Below are 17558 nucleotides of genomic sequence, written 5' to 3'. Positions count from 1 at the left end.
ACATTAACGCCGGCGTTGTCATCGAGGGAGCGATCATGACGGTCGCCTGATGCGCTACACCCATCGAATTCTGCCATCTTCCAGGATCTGATCAGTCCTGGCGGATCCGAGGTGGACGAACCGGCACGTAGCGTGGCTTCAATCGCCGTTGTCTCAGAATGGTCTCGTCTTCCTGAGCCCCTGTCCGCCGCAAGCGGGATGTTGGTGCCGCTGTTTCGAACAGCGACCGTATATAAGTTGGATCTGGCTCGGGAAACGAGCCGCGTCATGCAATCGGGCTCAGACCATGGATACCGTAAAACCAACGGACCCAAAAAAGCGGAGCCCTAAAGGCCTTGACACTCCTCATATAAGCTACGTGGACCTCGAGGCTCGGGTGCGGTCCGATCATCCGTTGTGCCGTATTCGGGCGATTGTGAATGAGGCGCTTTCCGCCTTGGAGCGGGAGTTTGCGGCGCTGTACTCGCCGGTTGGGCGGCCGTCGATCCCGCCGGAGAAGCTGCTGCGGGCGATGCTTTTGCAGGCGTTCTATTCGATCCGCTCGGAGCGGCTGTTGATGGAGCGCTGGTTCGTCGGGATTGGCGTCGACGATGCGGCCTCGGATCATTCGGTGTTCTCCAAGAACCGTGACCGGCTGCTGGAGGGCGACATCGCTGCAAAGTTGCTGGCAGTGGTGCAACCCAAGGTGAAAGCTTTGCCCATGGAGCACTTCTCTGTGGACAGGACGCTGATCGAGGCGTGGACTTCGATGAAGTTGGCGGCAGCAAATCGCATGTTCGGAGCGCGTACGCCATGGCCGACTGGATCGCATGGTCATTGACGGCAGTTAGACAAACCGGGAGGCCATCGTCTCTATGACGTTGATCGGTCACCACGGGCGTTGAAATCGGCGTTGGACCAGCCAAAGATCAATGGGATCGAGCAGGATCCGCGTCGCGTCAAACTTCGGGGCGACCAATGGGATCGCAACAAGTGGCAGGCAGCGAGATGATTCACATGATGCGGAAGCGGTAGGAGCTGCCTTGACTTCGGACAAGCTCTTTCGCTCAGCACGCAATTCAAGGCAATCGTTGTGTGAATTGTTGACCAATGGAGGCATGCAGGGCTGCAATCCAGAATTTGCAACACAATCGTCCGGCTTGCTGCCGCTACCGGCATGCTCATTTCCGAAGCCCTCGTCCTTCGATCCGACTGCTGGTGGTCTGATCCTCTGGCAAGCAAGTTCATTGAAAGCCGTTGCTGCCGCTCCAACCCACAACACGGGGTATGTTTGGATCGGCATTTGGCGGCGTGTCGCCCGGCTCGGAACGTTGAACAGTACGCTATTCGTTCCACCGCGGGCACTCCGCCCGCCTACAGCACTCTGTTTCAGCCGTGTTCGGTTGAAGACGTCCGTGTTCGGAACATAGCACGCTGAGGCACAAGTGTTCCGCGGTTGCGGCGCGAAACACGTGGTTTTGCCCCTCTTGCTCCCACAATCTTATTGGTGGCACGCCGATTGCAGAAAACACGGCGAAGGATCCGTTACGACCATAGCGGTCCCGCAGTCTCCAGCCCAGGGGGTCTCAATGAAACTTGCGCGAATGATCCACTTCAAAGCGATCGATGCTGCAAACAGTGCGGTCCCGCCAATGGGAGCTTTGCCGCGTCCGTCGTGGGTGCCACTATCATTCCCCCACCAGGGGATGTGGTTCGTTTCGCGTCCGGCCGGTGGCAGCGAGGCCCGTAACACCCAGATGGGACTACGACTTCGCGGCGAGCTCGACGATGCGGCCCTGCAGGCCGCCTTGGACGCCTTCATGGCGCGTCATGAGGTCACTTTCGGGGTGGAGGGCGGCGAGCCATTCCTGCGGGTCGGGCCGGCAGACGTCGGCCTGCCGCTGAAACGAGACGATCTGAAAGCGGCGGCGAATGTGGAGGCGACGCTCGCGGATCTGATGCGCGATGAAGGGCAGTTTGCGTTCGACCTGGAGGCCGGGCCGCTGATCCGTGGGCGGATGATACGCTTGGCGGTGCATGATCACATGCTGGTGATCACGCGGAGCACCGTCGAGCGCCTTGTGAACAAATTGCAGCAAGCATTGACCCAGATGGCGGCCGACCCCGGGCAGCGAGTCTGGTCGGCACCGCTTCTGTTGGCGGAGGAACGCCATCGTCTTTTGATAGAGCCGAATTCGACGGAATCGGCCTCTCCCCAAGCACCTTGCATACCCCAGTTGCCAGAGGCGCAGACGGGGCGAGATGCGGAGGCGATTGCCCTTGACCGCGAGAACCAGGGCCTGACCGAACATGAGCTGAACGCGCGGGTGATTTGCCCGCCTCAAGCACCACCCATCAACTCGGACCCGGGGGCCCGAACTGTGGTCATGAATTTTATCGAGGGGACGCGCGTCGTTACTCAAGGTGAGCTGCAAGCCAACAGCATCACGCGTTATCAGGTCACAAAATTCTATCGTGAACAAATCAAAACCGGCGGTTACTACGATCAGCTTAGATACATCGTCGAGCCCACATTCGACGAGTTCAACAGTCCTGGCAATCTGGACACGAGCGGCGAGCACGACAATACGGTCATGCCCGGACTTCAGCACAAGTACGCTCAGACCGGATTGTTGCTGGTAACAGACCGTTGCGCTTCATACTGCCGTTATTGCTTTCGTAAACGCATCGTTGGCAAGGACTCCGATGAAATCACAGCTGATTTCGCCCAGATTGCGCGATACATCAGCAATCATCCTGAGATGACGAATGTGTTGCTTTCGGGAGGCGACCCGTTCGTGCTCAGCACCGCCAAGCTTAACAAAATTCTTGATCATCTGCTGCCGATCCCGCATTTGGATTCGATTCGATTCGGCACAAAAGCGCTTGGGTATGAGCCCAAGCGGTTCGAGGATCCCGCTCTATCGGCTCTGTTCCAACGGATCCATGAAACGGGTAAAACCTCGGTGATCGTCACACATTTCGACCATATTGGTGAAATCTCCGTCGATACGGAGCGCAATATTCGCTCGTTGCGCGCTCAGGGCGTGCAATTCCTCAATCAGTCCGTGCTTCTCGCCAAAATCAACGACGATCCCGAGATCTTGGCGGCAACCTTCGCTAAGTGCCACCAAATGGGTGTCCGCCCCTATTATCTTTTTCAGGCCAGGCCCGTGAAAGGCGCATCGCATTTTCAGGTTCCGCTGCGCCGCGGACTGGACATTGCGCACGGCATCAACCAACGTCTCAGCGGCATCCAAAAGACATTCAAATACATCATGTCCCATTACACGGGAAAGATCGAGATTCTCGACCTTGGAGCCGATGGCCGTGTGTATATGCGATATCATCAAAACAAGACTCCGGGAAAGATTGGAAAGATATTCTCTCGGGCGCACCGTGAGGGCGCCTGCTGGTTGGACGATGTGCCTGAAGGATGAGATCGGAAAGCGCAATGCTGATTGTCAAACAGAGGGAGTGCAGCACAAAAGCCTCGTCCTTTCCGTGTGGGAGCGCCATCCAGGCGGCGACTTTCCTGCTCGTTGGGGGGATGCTGCGTGCCGACGATGCTATTGATGGGGCGATGACTGTGGCGGGCGAGCAGCGGAGGCGCCATAATTTGCGCGATTCCCCCGACTACCGCCACGCTGGGCCGCGGGTGCCGGAAATACGGCGTGCTCGGCGCGAAGGATGAAGGCGCTCCCGCTATCTACATCGTCCAAAATGGTTATCCGGTCACGTGCGACCAATACTGGATTCAGGACCCTCCAAACAGCGATCGCTTCATTGTCTGGCAGGGGTGGTTCACATGATGCGGAAGCGGCAGGCGCTCGTTGCCTTCGAATTAGTCCGTTGGCTCGGGACCCAGCGCGAGGCAATCGCCTCCTGAATCGTGTCCAATGGAGGCGTGCACGGCAATCGCAGAGTTGCCACGCAGCCGCGGAGATATGGTTATGGACCAGGGACCGCTGAGGCAGGCAATCCTCAAGGCTTTCGACAGCATGTCGGAGCAACTGCAAAACGCAGCGCGCTTCGTGCTCGACCGGCCACGTGATGTCGCTCTTCTTTCGATGCGTGAACAGGCTCGGCAGGCCGGCGTCCAACCTGCAACAATGACGCGTCTTGCCAAGCATCTTGGCCTGGGGGGATTTGACGATATCCGCAACATGTACGCTGAGACTTTGCGCGATGCAGGTGCTGGATTTGCTGGAAAGGCAGGAAAACAGGTTGCAAACCAGAAGCTGAAGGGCGACCACGCGCTTGCTGCAAAAATGCTCAATTCAATCGCAAAGCAGATTGCACAGCTTGCGGAGCCTCGATCCCTCGATCGAGTGGTAACATCGGCAGCGTCACTGGCCAAGGCCCGAAGGATCTACTGTCTTGGACTGCGCTCCAGTCACCCTGTAGCCTGGCAGTTCCGACATGTTCTCAGGTTTGTCGGCGAGAAGTCGGTGCTTCTCGATGGGATTGCGGGAACTGGGAGCGACGCCATTGGAAGCGCTTGTAAGGATGATGTCCTACTTGTCGCGAGTGTCCACCCGTACACCAAGGCGACCATTGAATTAGCGGAGTTTGCGAAATCTAAGGGAATCCCAGTTATTGCTATAACCGACAGCGAGGTCGCCCCCTCAGCGTTGATTGCAGAAACCACCGTCGTGGTTTCGACCAACAGTCCATCATTCATTCATACGATGACCCCTGCCTTTGCAATAGGTGAGGTTCTAGGGTCTCTGATTACAGGTCATGGCGGTGGCGAAGTACTGGAAGCCATCAAGCGCTTCGATGAACAACTCGCAGCCCTCGACATCCATTTGAAACCCCGCATTCCGCAGAAATGGCCGTGACCAAGGGCGTGTAAAAGCACGTTTGCGAGGAAGGCGACGCGGTCACGCGCCCTTATACATAAGACGGGCTTCTGTAACGGAGCCTCGAGTTGTCGATCCCTCGTAACTTCGTCCGCTGCCGGGGTCTTGCTTCTGTCCGCAGTCCGCGCTTTTGGCCGCTGCCTGATGGATCTGATCGGGATCGGCTGGCCAATCTGGCTAGGGACGCGCAGTGATGAATCGAGCTGCTCCCGTCTTGGTGGCCAACCGGGTCCACTCCGGCAAGGGACGTCGTAACGGCAGGAGCTGGTGTCGATTGCCCGCCGTGTTCCTTCTTATCCTTACCTCTCATGAACGCTTCACGACACGACTGCCGCAGGACGGCCTGTCGGCAGAAAGCGCTCAGTGCTGCACATCATCTGGTGCAGAACCACCGCCTGCTTGCGCAAAAGGGTAAGCTTGGCCTTTCATCCATGGCGCGCTTGGCCACCGCAAGCGCCCAGGACTTCAAAGCCGAGCCCTTGACCGATCGCGTCAGCAGTGCTTTAGCCGCCTCGTAGAGCGCCACACGCACCCCGTGGTCGCCGATCTTGGAGTTGCGAGCAACCGCGACGGGTCATCGATGGCCGCCGAAACTATCAGCCCTACCAAAGCCCTGACCCGCCTGCAACAGCATTGCCGCAGCGGCTTCTCCGGTGGGATCGACGGCCGCCCGATCGGCGAGTACAGCGCCGCGAACTCAGGCTCCATTGCCGAAAGCGCCTCGTTCACAATCGCCCGAATATGGCGCAACGGATGATCGCGCCGCACTCGCGCCCAAAGGTCTACGCAGCTGAACAGCTCACCCGTCTGTCCGTCACCGCCGCGCACGATTCCCTCCCACCCGTTCGTGGCCAGAGTGAATCAGCGCTTGGCCGAGTCGCTGACCTTCACGAAGCCGAACCGGGGCCGTGACAATGAGCTCGCCGCGGGCCTTCTCGTAGCGTGCCGACAGGGGGACTCTGACGCAGAAGGTCGAGTTCGTACTCGTTGAGGCTGCCCTTCAATCTCAGCAGCAGTCGGTCGCACCCTGACGCGCGCATAGACCGATCTGATCGACCAGCACAGGATCGACGACGCGGCATCACGGCTGTGTTGCGGGCGAAGCGCGATGCTTCCCGCACTACGACCGCACCGTTTTGCCAAGGCAGACTTCGGCTACCATCCGGTCGAATCCGTCAACGTGTGTGACGCCGGCTGCGGAGCGACCGAGGTCTTCGTCGACCGTCTTGATGCGAGACCAGCCAAGTGCCGTCAGGCGATCGCGCACCACATATTGAAGAGCGCAGATCTCACGATAGCAAAGCGATCTCACGATTGTGGAGCACCTGAGGGACCGAGGATTGCCGAACATACAGAATAGCCTAAGCCTAGGGTGACATGGCGTCCTCGAGGTTCGCGGGCGTTTCGCCTTCCCAACGTTCGGCCCTTCGCGGCTACCGCCACTATGGCCTCTGCTGACTTCTCGCTCCGCCGACCTCACGGTCATCGTCGCCTTTCAGGCGTCAGGCGAGACTAGGGCGGCCTTTTCTTCTCAGACGTCATAACGCACCCTACTTGCGACGCTTCACCTGGTCACCCTTCAAGCCGCAGAACTCCTTGCGCCAGCGATAATACTGAACTGTGTCACGCCGATCGAGCGAACAGCTTTGCCAACTGAGCCCTCGTGGACGACAGAACATCGACCTGACGCAGTTTCGCGATGATCTCTCCAGCTCTGTACTTCTCGGCATACCGACGTCCTCTCTAACGGCAACGAGCCTGCTTCACGGAGGACCACCTTTCGGGGAACAACGTGGAACAGCCTTGTGGTCCCGTCGATAATGTTGCGGCCGCGTTCCTCAAGCCCGGACAGGAGATATCGAGATGATCCATATGCGCCATCTATCGGCTTTCGAAAACATATGTTGCATTGTTGGCCGCGACAAGCTAGATTTCGATCCGCTGCCGGTCAGGAGTGAGCCCTTGGTGGCGACCGAGAAAACAACGAAAGACAGGGGAATATCCATGAACAGACTTATGACGATGATTGCAGCTGCGGCATCGCTAGCGGTCGGGATCGGGGCTGCGACAAGTGCAGCCAATGCCGGCGCCGTACTCGACAAGGTTCTGCAGTCAAAGACGCTGACGGTGGCAGCCGGTACGGACTGGGGGCCGATTTCACACTTGGACGAGAACCATCAACTCGTTGGCTATGACGTCGATATCGCCAAACAAATTGGAAAATCTCTCGGTGTGGAGGTCAAATTCGTGACACCTGGTTGGGACATCATCACCGCAGGCAATTGGCAGGGCCGCTGGGACGTCGCCATGGGTCAGATGACGCCAACCAAGGCCAGAGCGGAAGTAATTGACTTTCCCGCCGTCTATATCTGGGGCGCGGCAGTGGCCATCGTGCACAAGGATAGCAAGGCAACCAAACCTGCCGATCTTGAAGGCAAAGTGGTGGGAGTTTCCGCTGGCTCCGACACAGAAGCCTATGTCAATCATAAGCTGACGCCAGCCTGGGTAAACGCCAGCCCCGTTGAGTATCAATTCAAGCCGGGCCAGGTGAAAACTTATGGATCTGCCAACATTGCATTTGATGACCTCCGCCTTGGCGATGGCGTTCGGCTTGATGCGATCGCCAATGACGAGTTCCAAACAGATGACGCGATAAAGGCCGGTTACCCCTTGAGGATTCTCGAGCCAGCATTGTTCTACGCGCCGGGCGCTATCGCGGTCTCCAAGGATGACAAGGAATTCAGTGACAAGATAGCAGCGGCTATGAAGGAAATGAAGGACAACGGCACACTCACCAAACTGTCGATCAAGTGGTACGGGAAGGATTACTCCGTCCAGAAGTGAGTTTGGAAAGTTTTAGGCGGCCCAGCTTAGTCTGGGCCGCCATGTCGTAGAGGACTCCTTATGCTTTATTTGGATACAGTTGAATCCGAGGTACTCGTCCATAAGCCTTGGTTTGTTGCCTCAATCTTTGCTGTCGTGCTCGCGGTTTTTCTCATGATCAACCTGACGGGCACCACCTTCGGCGAACTCATGCGGCCGGTCATCGGCGATCCGCTGCAAAGCGGCGTCTACGGTCGCTTCGCGATAGCCTTTGTGATTGCGATCCTATTCTGCCTCAACATCGTGCTGATCGGTTTTGTTTCGCTGAAGGTGCAAATCGGCGTTGTTTGGACAGAACTGCTACTTCTGTTTCTTGCCTTCTTCAATGCATTTAACCTAAGCATGCCTTTCATCTGGGAGAATGTGCCGTATCTCATCACGCAGGGGGCGGTTACCACGATCTATATCTCGGCGGTATCATTGATATTCGCCTCAATCATCGCGATGATTGCTGCAATTGCAAAGCTTTCAAGCAACGGCTTCGCCTATGCCATCGCCAGTTTCTACACTTCATTTTTCCGCGGCCTACCGCTGCTCATCCAGATTTACCTGATTTACCTCGGGCTGCCGCAACTTGGTATCGTGATCGATGCTGTTCCTTCAGGCATCTTGGCACTGTCGCTTTGCGTCGGTGCCTATATGACAGAAATTTTCCGTGCCGGTATCCAAAGCATCGACCGCGGTCAATGGGAAGCTTCACGATCCATGGGTTTCGGCTTCGGCCTCACCATGCGCAAGATCATCCTGCCGCAGGCGCTGCCGGTCATCATTCCCCCGATGGGAAACACGTTCATCTCAATGTTGAAGGACAGTTCGCTCGTGTCGGTCCTCGGCGTATGGGAGTTGACGTTCCTTGCTCGGACTATCGGTCAGCCGACCTTTCATCACATGGAGATGCTGATAACAGCCGCGCTCATCTATTGGATCATGTCTGCCTGCCTCGAGGTTGGTCAATCATGGCTCGAGCGTCACTTCGCAAGGAGTAAGGTGCGATGACCGCAAGCATCCTAAACCAGTTTAAAGGTCTCGATGGAGGCAGCCCTTCGCAGGCGATTGGCAATGCGCCGCACGTGCAGCTACTTTCATCCCAAGAGCCTTACAGCCAGAACCAGGTGCCAATGAGTGCGGACAAAATTATTGAAGCGACGAACGTATCCAAGTGGTACGGCTCTTTCAGAGCATTGACTGACGTCAATCTCACCGTCCGTAAGGGCGAACGCATCGTTATTTGCGGCCCCTCCGGATCGGGAAAGTCGACGCTGATCCGCTGCTTCAATCGACTCGAAGCACACCAAGAGGGTGAGATCACGGTCAACGGGATCAGGTTGCACAACAAAATGCGCAACGTGACTGAAGTTCGCAAGAACGTTGGCATGGTGTTCCAGCACTTCAATCTCTTCCCCCACATGACCGTGCTAATGAACTGCATGGCCGCCCCGATGTGGATCAAGGGCATGCCCGAGGCCGAGGCAAGGAAGATCGCATCGAAGTTCCTTGAGCGCGTGCGCATACCGGAACAGGCGAACAAATATCCGGGTCAGCTCTCCGGAGGACAGCAACAGCGCGTCGCAATTGCCCGTTCCCTTTGTATGGAGCCTGCCGTCATGCTCTTCGACGAGCCGACCTCGTCGCTCGATCCGGAGATGGTCGCCGAGGTGCTTGAGACAATGACCGGTCTCGCGCGCGATGGCATGACCATGGTTTGCGTCACACACGAGATGGGCTTTGCGCGCTCCGTCGCGGACCGAGTGATCTTCATGGACGCGGGCCAAATTGTCGAACAGGGCGCTCCGAACGACTTCTTCACCAGGCCGCAGCATGAAAGAACAAAACTCTTCCTCAGTCAGATCTTGTCGCACTGAGTATGATCAACCGTTGGAGATATGGTTAGGTGAAGTCGTAGTACTTTCAATAAGAAGAAATATCTATGGTCTATTCCAATGAATTCGTCTTCCAATCTTCGTCGAAAAATCTAATTATGGGCGCAGAGTTATTTCGGTTTGCATTGTAAAAATATAAAAACCTTTTGAAAAAGCTCGGCTGCAATGGAGAAAGCGGGTATCGATCTACTGGTCGTTACGGACGCCGCCAATATGGCATGGCTTGGTCCATTTATTGACAACTTGTCTTATGAGAAGTCCACCTGTTCTACAGGACGCCAAGGAGAATACAATGAAAGCAGATGAAGTTGTTCATGACCTGCTCGATCGCCAGGCCCAAATCGTGGATAGACTTTGCGCGTTCCTGCGCTTACCAAGTGTAAGCACAGATCCAGCTTTCATTGGAGGGATGCGGGACGCGCAAGCGTTTCTAGTGAACTGGCTCGAGCGCATTGGCCTGAGCGATGTCCAGCTTCTCGACGGCGGCGGTCACCCAGCCGTTTACGGAGCTTGGAACGGTGCGCCCGGAAAGCCTACGTTGCTCATCTATGGGCACTATGATGTTCAACCCCCCGGCCCGGTAGAAGCTTGGTTTACTCCACCTTTCGAACCAACCATCCGCGGCGGACGGCTCTACGCGCGAGGGGCGTCTGACGTCAAAGGCTCGACTGCAATTGCACTTGAAACTATCGCTGCGTTTCTGAAGGTCCGAGGCGCCTGCCCCGTCAACGTGAAAGTCTTTTTGGAGGGTGAAGAGGAGACCAACAGTCCTAGTTTGCGCCTTATTGTGGAACGGTACGGCGACTTGCTGCAGGCTGATGGAATGATATCCGCTGATGGCTCGCGAGCGCATCCGGAAATTCCGACGATTAATGTCGGCTCGCGCGGAATTGTAGAGTTTGAAATTTCAGTTCGAACCGCCGACAAGGACCTTCATTCTGGTCGTTACGGCGGCGCGGTTCGGAACGCCGTACATGAGATGGCGAGAATCATCGCTTCGTTACATGACGAGGATGGCGCAATCGCGGTCCCGGGATTGTTGCCGGTCGTATCTTCCGTCTCCGTCAACGCCCGTGCCGAGACGGCCAGATTTGCCTTCGACGAGGTCGCTTTCGTCAAAGACGTTGGGGCGCAAGCCCACGGGGAACCTGGCTTCTCGATACGTGAACGGCTAACGCTTCGACCGGCCTTGGACATAAATGGCATGTGGGGAGGTTACACTGGGTTTGGCAGTAAGACAGTGATCTCAAGTACAGCCCACGCTAAGCTATCGTTGAGAATCGTGCCCGGACAGGACCCCGACCAAGTCTCAAACGCGCTTAAGTTTCATCTGCGTGCCGTTTGCCCCCCGGATGTTGAGCTGTCAATTGACGACCCGGGAACTGGGAGCCGCGCCTTCGACCTACCGACCGGACATCCCCTCGTGCTTGCGGCCAAGAAAGTCTTGTCCGAGGCGACCGGTCAAGAGCCGGTACTTGTCCGCCTGGCGGCGTCCATTCCCATTACAGTGATATTCCAAGAGTTGCTCGGGGTTCAGACACTGATGTTCGGCTTTGCCCTTCCGGATGAGGATATTCATTCGCCCAACGAATTCTTCCGGTTAGCCTCGTTGGCGGAAGGCCTTTCTGCGTGGCCAAGGTTGCTAGATCAAATCGGTGAGTACAGTGCCGATGAGTTTCGATCGATGGCCATAGCGGCCGAGAAGCCGCTAACTTGGCATGTAAAGAGTTTTGGATGAAAGCCCTTTGCAAGGCCGTCCTGTGCTCGGAAATCTTTCGCATGGAAGACTTGTCGTCCGATAGCTCGTTTCGAGTTTGTAGGTCGGGAGTCTTTTCGAAGCAACGAAGCCAATTTGAAGGGTAAACGTCCTCTGATCATCTGAAAACGCGATGGCACAGTGCGCGGCTTTATGTTGGTAATTCCAACGCCAAGTGGCGCATATTTGGCGCGGAATGGTCGATCTGGTCCAACTGCTAACGGAACGTGAAGTGCATGCAGATCAAAGATATCGGGCCGGCGAGACTGAGAAGCGAATGATCTCTGTTGGTAAAACCCACGCCTGGGTTCACAATCATCCGTGTCTGGCAGAAGGACTGCGCCATCGCGATCTCCAAATTCATAAGTATCACGAAGGAGGTGCGGAAACTTTCTGCGACTTCCCTCGACGCTTATTCGTTAAATAACGGAGATCGGCATGCGCGGATATTCGGTTTTTTCCATCCTTCGCAATGGTCTCACCGGCCAAAGGCACTGGCGACGCGCCTGGCGGGCGCCCGTTCCGAAGTCGACCTATGATGTTGTTATCGTAGGCGGCGGCGGGCACGGTCTGGCGACCGCTTTCTATCTCGCCGAGAACCACGGCGTCCGCAATGTCGCCGTGCTGGAGAAGGGCTATATCGGTGGCGGCAACGTCGGCCGTAACACCACAATCATCCGGTCGAACTATCGGCTTGATGGGAATACCCAGTTCTACGAATTTTCGATGAAGCTGTGGGAGGGCCTGTCGCGAGCGCTCAATTTCAACGTGATGTTCTCGCAGCGCGGCTTTTTGCTGACAGCCAATTCGGCCGGCGAATTCGACGCCTTCGGCTATCGCGCAAATGTCATGCGGCTGAACGGGATCGACGCCGAATTGCTTGATAGCGAGGAAGTGCGCCGGATGGCGCCCTATCTGGATTTTTCGGAGAAGGCGCTGTTCCCGATTCACGGCGCGATACTTCAGGGCCGGGCGGGCACTGCGCGCCATGACGCGGTGGCATGGGGCTACGCACGCGCCGCCGACGCTCACGGCGTCGACATCATCCAGGGCTGCGAGGTGACGGGTTTCGTCCATGACGGCGAGCGCATCGTTGGCGTCGAGACGACGAAGGGCCGGATCGGCGCCGGAAAAGTCGGGCTTGCGGTGGCGGGGCACACCTCGGTGCTCGGCCACAAAGCCGGCCTCGAACTGCCGATCGAGAGCCATATCCTGCAGGCTTTCGTGACCGAACCGATCAAGCCGCTGGTCCACCACGTCGTGGCCTATGGCGCCGACCACTTTTATGTCAGCCAGTCGGACAAGGGTGGACTGGTCTTTGGCGGGGGCCTGGACGGCTATAATTCCTATGCGCAACGCGGCAATCTTGGCGTCGTTCGCGAGGTTGCCGAGGCTGCGATCGCGATGATGCCCTCCATCTCGCGGCTACGCATCCTGCGCCACTGGGGTGGCGTGATGGACATGACGCCCGACGCCAGCCCGATCATCGGCCCGACGCCGGTCGACGGGCTCTACCTCAACGCTGGCTGGTGCTACGGCGGCTTCAAGGCCACGCCTGCTTCGGGCTGGTGCTTTGCGCATACGCTCGCCAAGGGCGAAGCCCATCCGCTCGCGGCCGCCTATCGGCTTGACCGCTTCCGTACCGGCCGCACGATCGACGAGGCCGGCGCCGGCCCATTCGCCTGGCTGCAATAACAGAGAGACTGGAAGATCATGCTGCGCATCGAATGTCCCTGCTGCGGGCCGCGCGACCACGACGAGTTCCGCTATGGCGGAGACGCCTCGGTGAGCCGGCCAGCGTATGACGATCCGGATTTCGAAGCCTGGTACCGCTACGTCTTCGTGCGCGAGAACCCGGCCGGGCTGCATCGCGAATACTGGCAGCACGTGATGGGCTGCCGACAATGGCTGGTCGTCGAGCGTGACACGCGGAGCCATGCCATCGCCTCGACCCGCTTTGCTCGGGAGGCGCGCGCATGAGCCGGATCATGGGAGGCGGGCGGATCGACCGCTCGCAGCCAATCGAATTCACCTTCGACGGCAGGGCGATGACCGGTTTTCGCGGCGACACGCTCGCCTCGGCACTGCTGGCAAACGGCGTCCGCCTTGTCGGCCGCAGCTTTAAGTATCACCGGCCGCGCGGCATCTATTCAGCGGGGCCCGAGGAGCCGAATGCGCTTGTGACATTAGGAACCGGCGGGCGGCGCGAGCCGAACCTGCCGGCGACCATGGTGGAATTGGCGGACGGCTTGGTAGCCGAAAGCCAGAACCGCTGGCCATCGCTCAAGTTCGATGCCCAGGGCATCAACGGCCTGTTCGCGCCCTTCTTGGCGGCGGGCTTCTACTACAAGACCTTCATGGGCCCGACCCGGCGGGCTTGGATGTTCTATGAACATTTCATCCGCAAGGCTGCGGGGCTGGGCCGCGCGGGAGAAGAACCCGATCCGGACCGCTACGAAGTACGCCATCTCTTCGCGGATGTCGCGGTGATCGGGACCGGGCCGGCGGGACTTTCGGCGGCGCTGGTGGCGGGCGAGGCGGGCGCCAGGGTGGTCCTCGTAGAGCAGGATTTTCTGGCCGGCGGTACGCTTTTGTCGGAGCGGGCGGAGGCCAGGGAATGGCTTTCCGGAACGCTTGCAAGGCTCGCCGATATGCCGAATGTTTCGATGATGATGCGCACCACGGCGTTCGGCGCCTATGATGGCAATGTGCTCGGGCTCGTGGAGCGGCACGGGTCCCGAACCGCCGATCCGAAAGAAGGGCAAACGCGCCAGGCGCTACTGCTTTTGCGCGCGAAATCGATCCTTTATGCGACTGGGTCGATTGAGCGGCCGCTGACTTTCGCCAATAACGACCGACCCGGGATCATGCTGGCCTCCGCGGCGCGGATCTATCTGAACCGCTTTGCCGTACTGGCGGGTACCAGGGCTGTGGTTGCGACCGACAATGACAGCGCCTACAGAGCAGCCTTTGATCTTGCCGCAGCCGGGGCGGAAGTGACGATAGCAGACAGCCGCGCCGAACCGGCACATGAACTTCTGGAACAGGCGCGCCGCCAGGGCATCGCCGTCCGCACCAAATCGCTGGTTTCCAACGCTTTGGGACGGCATGCCGTACGCGCTATCGCGCTTTCCGAACCTGCTGGTTCGACTACGATCGGATGCGACCTGGTCGCGGTCTCCGCCGGCTGGTCGCCGACGGTGCATCTGACCTCCCATCTCGGGGTGAAGCCGATCTATCGCGAAGACATTCGCGCTTTCGTCCCGGGAAAGCTCGGAGCGGGGCAATTCGTGGCCGGTGCTGTGACGGGAGGCTTCACCACAGCCAGCGCGATCGAAGAGGGGCATCGTGCAGGGGTTGAGGCATCTGCTTTCTGCGGCGCAGCCAAATTGATCGCGCATCCTGTCATGCTCAAACTTACTGAAATCAATGCGGGACCTAATGATAACCCCCTCTCCACCTCACTTCGCTCGGCCCCTCTCCCCCACTTAGTGAGGGGGGAGGACAGAAGCCCCGCCATGAGGCCGGAGCGTCATCTCCCCCGTCGGTCGGGCGAGAGGTGGTTCGCGCGGCGATCCCGAAATGGGAACGAAAAAGAAGCTGAACTTACCGAAGGCAAGGCCTTCGTCGACCTGCAGATGGACGTGACAGCCACTGACATTGCGCTGGCGCATCGCGAGGGATACGAGGCAGTCGAGCATCTGAAGCGGTACACCACGCTCGGTATGGGCACCGACCAAGGTAAGACAAGCAACTTCCATGCGCTTTCAACTATGGCCGGCCTGCGCGCCATGGCGGTTCCGGACGTTGGCACCACAACGTTCCGGCCGCCGTACACACCGGTCATCATCGGGGCGCTGGCCGGGCGTGGCATCGGCCATCATTACAAGCCGATCCGGCACACGCCGATGCACGACTGGCATGTCGCCAACGGCGCGCAGATGGTGGAGGGCGGCCTCTGGATGCGGCCCTGGTTCTATCGTGCTTCCGGCCGCGACGTGAACGACGCCTATGTCGCAGAGATGCGGATGGTGCGCGAGGCGGCCGGGCTAATGGACATCTCCACGCTCGGCAAGATCCACATACACGGGCCGGACGCAGCCAGCTTCCTCGACCGGGTCTATGTCAACGGCTTTGCCAGGCTGCCGGTCGGCCGCGCGCGCTACGGCGTCATGTTACGCGACGATGGCATCGTCTTCGACGACGGCACCACGGGCCGACTCGGTGAGCGGCACTTCTTCATGACGACATCGACCGCGAAGGCCGCGGACGTGATGTCCCGGCTCGAATTCCTGCTCGATACCGCTTGGCCCGACCTGCGCGTTTCGGTGACTTCGGTCACCTACGAATGGGCGGCGATGTCGGTAGCCGGTCCGAAGAGCCGCGATATTCTCGCCGCCGCGTTTCCCGATTTAGACCTCTCAAACGAGGCGTTGCCGCATATGGGGCTGATCGAAGAGAAATATGGCGACAAGCCCCTGCGCATCATCCGCCTCAGCTTTTCCGGCGAGCTGGCTTACGAGATCTATGTCGGCGCGAGCATGGGCAAGGAGGTATGGTGCCGGCTGATGGAGGCCGGCGCGCCCTTTGGCTTGAAGCCCTACGGCGTCGAGGCCCTGGGCGCCCTGCGCGTTGAGAAGGGCCATGTCGCGGGACCGGAGATCGACGGCAGGACGACGCTCGAGGACCTAGGGCTCAGCCGCATGGCGGGCAAGCGCAGTGGCTATGTGGGCGAGGTACTTGGCCGCCGCGAAGCCTTCGGCGACCCGGAGCGACCGCGGCTGGTCGGGCTGCGCTGCGTCGAGCCTGGGAAGCAGTTACACGTCGGCGCGATCCTATTCAGGCCTAGCGAGCCGTTGCAGGGCCACGGTCTCGGCCGCGTCACTTCCGTGACCTACAGCCCCACGCTCGACGCCTGGATCGGGCTCGGACTGCTTGCCCGGAAAGCAGCGGAGGAGGGTGCCGAGATCGTCGCCACTTATCCGATCGCAGGCCAGACGGTGCGGGTCCGGGTAGTCTCGCCCCTATTCCTCGACCCGAAGGGAGAGCGGCTCCATGGCTGAAGGTCCCACCGTGGCTGGGTTCGAAATGGCGGCGTATGACTGCGCGATCGTCCAATTCGAGGGCTGGGGCGGCGCGATGGCGCAATTCGAAGCGGAACTGCAACGGACGCTAGGCGGGCCGCTGCCGAACGAGACCGGCGAGACCGCTCGTCATGACAGCCGACTCGTAATCCGCGTCGCGCCACGCCGGTTCTGGCTGCTTTGTGACGGCCCGCCGCCGGTTATCGATGTCGACCCGGAACTTGGCTGCGCACTCCCGCTCGGCGAGGGCAGGGTCGGGCTGCGGCTTTCCGGCGGGGGCCTCAAATATGTGCTGGAGCGGTGCGTCCCGGTGGATTGGGAGACGCTGGGCGAGGGACGGGCGCTCCAGACCGGCCTCCATCGCGTGCCGGTCCTCCTGCTGCGCAGGAGCGCGTTCGAATGCGACATCATCGCCCCGCGCAGCTTCAGCAAGAGCCTGACGGAGTGGATTGCAGACGCTTCCGCGGCCGGCAACTTCGCTACCACCTCAAATAGTCCCGCGGCAGACCTCGAATAAAAGCGGGTCACCTTCCGCAACGACGTTCATCGGACCCGTTAGAATATGCCGAACTCAGTCCATCTCAAGCCTGATGTCATAATCTGAATTTGACTCGCGGAGCTACTGACACTTAGATCTACTAGAGGAAACAACTGGCAAATGGGAAGCGATGTTGAACTTCAGAAACACGGCCTTGAAGCTTTTCAGCCGAAAGGCTCACGATCACGAATTGACTGTTCGAGCGCTGAGCTCATGAAGTCTCGACTAGAGTACCGCCTGAGAATGCTGGTACGGCTGCCGCACACTCAGAGTCCGTTTTGAAATTCAAGGATGAGCGTTTCGGCGGATGAGGTTTGCGCCCATTGTGACGAGGATCATTGCGTGAGAGACGTCGATGCGCTGCTCGTAGTCGCGCACTAGGCGGCGCCATCCGGTCATCCAGCCCGATGAGCAGGTGCAGGCGAGGCTCGGCCTCGTCTTCGCCAAATTCCGCGAGCTTCACAGTGCACGGGCCGTGATGCGCTACCTGCGAAAGAACGATTTGCTGCCCGTGCGTCCCGTGCTCGGCCCAGCACCGCACGATGTGGTGTAGCGCCAGGCCGACAGTTCACG

At 58.8% G+C, this 17558-nt stretch carries 10 protein-coding genes and 6 pseudogenes; 12 read left to right on the top strand and 4 right to left on the bottom strand.

From position 1 onward, the window contains the following. Nucleotides 1–349: 349 nt before the first annotated feature. From NKH80_RS28775 to NKH80_RS28760, 4 genes and pseudogenes are all read left to right on the top strand, one after another. Nucleotides 350–754: pseudogene (locus NKH80_RS28775) on the top strand (transposase); the annotation flags it as partial. 814 nt (nucleotides 755–1568) lie between these two features. After that, a pseudogene (locus tag NKH80_RS28770) lies at nucleotides 1569–2024 on the top strand (condensation domain-containing protein); the annotation flags it as partial. A 342-nt stretch (nucleotides 2025–2366) separates the two neighbouring features. After that, complete coding sequence (locus NKH80_RS28765; RefSeq protein ID WP_352995196.1) at nucleotides 2367–3419, top strand: KamA family radical SAM protein; 1053 nt, start codon at nucleotides 2367–2369, stop codon at nucleotides 3417–3419. 513 nt (nucleotides 3420–3932) lie between these two features. Further along, nucleotides 3933–4823 carry a MurR/RpiR family transcriptional regulator gene (locus NKH80_RS28760; RefSeq protein WP_352995187.1) on the top strand — a complete coding sequence of 297 codons (891 nt, stop codon included), beginning with the start codon at nucleotides 3933–3935 and terminating at the stop codon, nucleotides 4821–4823. 338 nt (nucleotides 4824–5161) lie between these two features. On the opposite strand, the pseudogene NKH80_RS30195 reads toward NKH80_RS28760, so the two are convergent. The 3 pseudogenes from NKH80_RS30195 to NKH80_RS28745 form a co-directional block, all read right to left on the bottom strand. Then, nucleotides 5162–5388: pseudogene (locus tag NKH80_RS30195) on the bottom strand (IS110 family transposase); the annotation flags it as partial. A 92-nt stretch (nucleotides 5389–5480) separates the two neighbouring features. Continuing rightward, a pseudogene (locus NKH80_RS28750) lies at nucleotides 5481–5672 on the bottom strand (transposase); the annotation flags it as partial. A 725-nt stretch (nucleotides 5673–6397) separates the two neighbouring features. Beyond that, nucleotides 6398–6548: pseudogene (locus tag NKH80_RS28745) on the bottom strand (IS3 family transposase); the annotation flags it as partial. Nucleotides 6549–6848: 300 nt separating this feature from the next. Between NKH80_RS28745 and NKH80_RS28740 the strand changes: the two are divergent. From NKH80_RS28740 to NKH80_RS28705, 8 genes are all read left to right on the top strand, one after another. Continuing rightward, nucleotides 6849–7688 carry a transporter substrate-binding domain-containing protein gene (locus tag NKH80_RS28740; protein ID WP_352995193.1) on the top strand — a complete coding sequence of 280 codons (840 nt, stop codon included), beginning with the start codon at nucleotides 6849–6851 and terminating at the stop codon, nucleotides 7686–7688. 60 nt (nucleotides 7689–7748) lie between these two features. Continuing rightward, complete coding sequence (locus NKH80_RS28735; protein ID WP_352995184.1) at nucleotides 7749–8723, top strand: amino acid ABC transporter permease; 975 nt, start codon at nucleotides 7749–7751, stop codon at nucleotides 8721–8723. Nucleotides 8724–8845: 122 nt separating this feature from the next. Next, nucleotides 8846–9589, top strand: a complete 744-nt coding sequence (locus NKH80_RS28730; protein ID WP_352995190.1) for an amino acid ABC transporter ATP-binding protein — start codon at nucleotides 8846–8848, stop codon at nucleotides 9587–9589. 310 nt (nucleotides 9590–9899) lie between these two features. Continuing rightward, nucleotides 9900–11345: a M20/M25/M40 family metallo-hydrolase gene (locus NKH80_RS28725; RefSeq protein WP_352995181.1), complete on the top strand. Its 1446-nt coding sequence runs from the start codon at nucleotides 9900–9902 to the stop codon at nucleotides 11343–11345. A gap of 456 nt (nucleotides 11346–11801) precedes the next feature. Then, a complete protein-coding gene (locus tag NKH80_RS28720; RefSeq protein ID WP_352995178.1) occupies nucleotides 11802–13058 on the top strand; it encodes a sarcosine oxidase subunit beta family protein in 1257 nt (418 codons plus the stop codon). Nucleotides 13059–13076: 18 nt separating this feature from the next. Further along, nucleotides 13077–13343, top strand: a complete 267-nt coding sequence (locus NKH80_RS28715) for a sarcosine oxidase subunit delta (RefSeq protein WP_352869050.1) — start codon at nucleotides 13077–13079, stop codon at nucleotides 13341–13343. After that, nucleotides 13340–16426, top strand: a complete 3087-nt coding sequence (locus tag NKH80_RS28710) for a 2Fe-2S iron-sulfur cluster-binding protein (protein WP_352995174.1) — start codon at nucleotides 13340–13342, stop codon at nucleotides 16424–16426. Before NKH80_RS28715 ends, NKH80_RS28710 begins: the two co-directional genes overlap by 4 nt. Next, nucleotides 16419–16964: a sarcosine oxidase subunit gamma gene (locus NKH80_RS28705; RefSeq protein ID WP_352995171.1), complete on the top strand. Its 546-nt coding sequence runs from the start codon at nucleotides 16419–16421 to the stop codon at nucleotides 16962–16964. Before NKH80_RS28710 ends, NKH80_RS28705 begins: the two co-directional genes overlap by 8 nt. 306 nt (nucleotides 16965–17270) lie before the next feature. Here NKH80_RS28705 and NKH80_RS28700 read toward each other — a convergent pair. Further along, nucleotides 17271–17390, bottom strand: a pseudogene (locus tag NKH80_RS28700) (IS5/IS1182 family transposase); the annotation flags it as partial. Between the last annotated feature and the right edge of the window lie 168 nt (nucleotides 17391–17558).

Source organism: Mesorhizobium sp. M0904 (assembly GCF_040319475.1).
In the GTDB taxonomy this organism is placed as follows: Bacteria; Pseudomonadota; Alphaproteobacteria; order Rhizobiales; family Rhizobiaceae; genus Mesorhizobium.
Note: the sequence above shows the minus strand (reverse complement) of the source record. Positions and strands in the feature narration are given on the sequence as shown.